Source organism: Oribacterium sp. (genome assembly GCF_057249185.1).
Map to the genome: position 1 here is coordinate 1 of NZ_DBHIGR010000217.1, position 3016 is coordinate 3016.

The 3016-nt window shown below is 45.4% G+C and carries 2 protein-coding genes; both read right to left on the reverse strand.

The annotated features are described in order from the left end of the window. The coding region (locus tag ACO4PX_RS09600; protein WP_485572462.1) for a DUF7824 domain-containing protein at positions 1-2900 on the reverse strand (2900 nt) is incomplete at its 3' end. 1 nt (position 2901) lies between these two features. Continuing rightward, on the reverse strand, positions 2902-3016 hold a 115-nt coding region (locus tag ACO4PX_RS09605; RefSeq protein WP_485572464.1), incomplete at its 5' end, for an SWIM zinc finger family protein.

Genomic DNA, 3016 nt, shown 5'->3' on the forward strand with positions numbered 1-3016 from the left:
ATCTTTTTCTGAACACTGTCATAGTGAAGCCACGCTACATTTTCCTCATCTATCAGTTCGCCATTTCGGTCTATCTTACCGGCAGAAACCTGTCCCTCATGAGCTAAAGCATATAACCATCCGGCAATGACCACCTGATAGGAACAGTCCGAATCCTCCGGCAAATCCAAGTCGAATTGAAAAACTTTTTCGTTTTTTCGAAGTTCCAGTCCATTTACCCGAAAAGTCACGTGGTCTTCAAGGAGGGATTTTCCTTCCGGCAAAGGAAGCCATACTCTTTCAAAATCAGCGGGTGTCTCCACAGTAGCTATTGTTTTACTTTGTGATGTATTGTCTATAGTTCCTTGATTCTCTCTTAATCCTGCGTTTTTAGCACTCTGTATCTGCTCTGTCTCCATGGAAAGCAATTTCTCGAGGATTTCTTTTGCATAAGATACCGCCTTGGAGGAGCCGCTTTTTCCTGCCAAAATGCGGATGGCCTTCATTTCCAGTGCTTCTTTCGAGGCAAGCTTTTTTTCTACCGCAAAAATCACCTCATCCAGATAATCTCTTAAAAACTTTACAAGCTCCGCAGTTCCTGCCAGGATTCTGGGCATCTTTAAGGATTGCTCCACAGCGTCACAAGCTGCTTTCCATAGTAAACTCAGCATCCCTTCATTTGCCATAAAGTCCATCGCCACAGCAAGATTTGCCAGGTTGGACAGCTCCCCGCCGCTCCAATCCAGATAGGAAATATCCGCCAGTCCGGGAAGTAAAAGCCCTCTTTCCCAGGCTTCCCGGTTTGCCTTTAGCGCATCCCCCGCATTTTCATCACTAAGCCTTCCAAATACCGCAATCCAGTTCATCAGCGCCCCCTTACTTAAGGGCTTTCTCCTTCTTGCCAGCTGTCGCAAAATGATGCCTTGTCCATGATAAACTTCAAAATCTCTATGCACCGCCGTAAGGGAATAATCACCCCAATTCGGGAAAATCGAAAACAGTGCGTTATGACTGTAAGACAGTCTATAAGGCAGTGCCTTAAGGCTTTCCGGCATTTTCAATTCCACCTTCCAATAGGGCGTTTCTCCCGGGAAAAACACCGGTTCTACATAGGGGTCTTGCAAGTAAGCTGCAATCAACTCCCCCAGCATAATGTCCTTTTCCTCTTCATCCTGCAAAAATTCTCCGGAGGGAAGTTGGATTTTTAAGTCAAGCTCCTGTAGCTTTTCCACGCATTTGCTTCTTTCTTCCTTGCATTTGCTTATATCTTCCTGTGAAAATGTCTCCATATCCAACCGTGTCAACGCAAGCTGTAAATCCGGCTCCGATACATAGGTGGATTTTTCCGCCTGGTACAGACTTAGTCGCTCCAGCAAATCCTCTATGGAAATGCTTAAGTCTTCAAAGCTTGGGGTGCTGAGTAAACAGGGCCATTTTCCCATGGTACGAAAAAGAAGCTCTCTTCGCATGGTTAAGAGTTCCCGATACTCTATCTTTACAATTTCTTTCTCCCCCTGCCAAAACCTCTGCCGACTTTCCTCCACCGGCTTGGTTTCTATTCCTCTTGCCCATCTCCCCAGCGTCCATAAAGTTCCGGAATCACTATTGGGAATTCCCGCAAGACTTATTTTAGCTTCCTCAGGATTTTTGTATGCGATTTGATTTGCCAAGGCAAGAAACTGTTCAAAAAGAAGGTCTTCCACACACTCCTTTCTATCGGAAAGCAGGGAAACCATGTCGGTTAAGCTTTCCGCCGTTCCCTCTCCCAAGCTAAATCTTGGAACTTCCCAAAGCTTAGGGCTCTCTCTCCATAAGCCCCGCAAATCTTTTGTACTTTCTTCCTGTTCCAACGCTATCATCCAGGACAGAGCCAATTTTTCTGCAAGACCGGCAATGCTCTTATCCTCGTCCTGCAAATAAAGGGAAAGCCATTCTGCAAAGTCATTGGCGGATTTTGGCTTCTCTCGCTTTAAGACAGAATTTAAAAGCATCTTCTTCGTTTTCTTGACCTTTGCGGAAGTACAGGAAATCAATACCGGATACAGAAGCTCCTCGGAGATATTTTCTATAAGAACCGGGGCAAAACGTTCTAAAAGCGGACTCTCCCCAAACCCCAGTAAGGGAATAAGATTTTCCGCCCTATCCACAATATCCTTTTCTGTCCAGCCAAGCTTATCCAAAAGTTCTACCCATGCTTTTCTGTCCCCGGGTCTTTTTGCAATATACAGTGCATCAAAGATATACTCTTTTGCCGCTTCTTTACTAAGCAAATGATTCTCTACGCCAAAGAAAAGCAAATCGGGAAAGGGGCCTGTTCCGGGCATGCTCAGGGAAATTCCCTTTTCGATATGCTCTACAAATCTTCTCAGAATTTCTTCCTTCTCCAGCGTAAAGCTATCATCGAATAGATAATCTTTTTTTGTCCCCAGCAATATCACCGAAGAGGCTGCTGCCCAGTCCTTCATATACTCCACCGATTCCGGAATAGGGAGATTCATCCTGTGCAGCAGTTTCAGGCAGAGCATACCAAGGACGGACAGGGAATGCTCCCAGGCTCTCCTGTTACCGCTTTCGGCAGCAGAAATGAAATGGATTGCGAAATTCTCACCTCTGGCCATAATTGCCTGAAGCGAAATCTCATCTCCCCGACCTATCACATTTGCCGCCCTCTTTGCTTCCACACCGATTCGAACGGCAAAGACAGCAAGCTTTTTAAGATTAACATCTATAACAGGAACAAAGCCGTAGCTGTTCTCGGATAATTGTTTGACCTGTACCCATTCTCCGGATTTTAGTCCCTCCCTTGCAATCCCTTGCTCTTCCTTGGTTCCTATCCCAAGGCTTAAAATTTTTTCATAAGCCGTTTCCTCGTATCCCAAAGAACGGTAGATTTCAACAGCTCTTTCCATTTTGCTTGCCATGTTAAACTCCTTGTCTTAGTTTCACTGCCAAAATGTGCTTGCAGGGGCCTCTGCTGTTTTTATGCTTTAAATACCACGTACAAGTGCATTTTGCATTTTCCACTCCGGATCCTTCC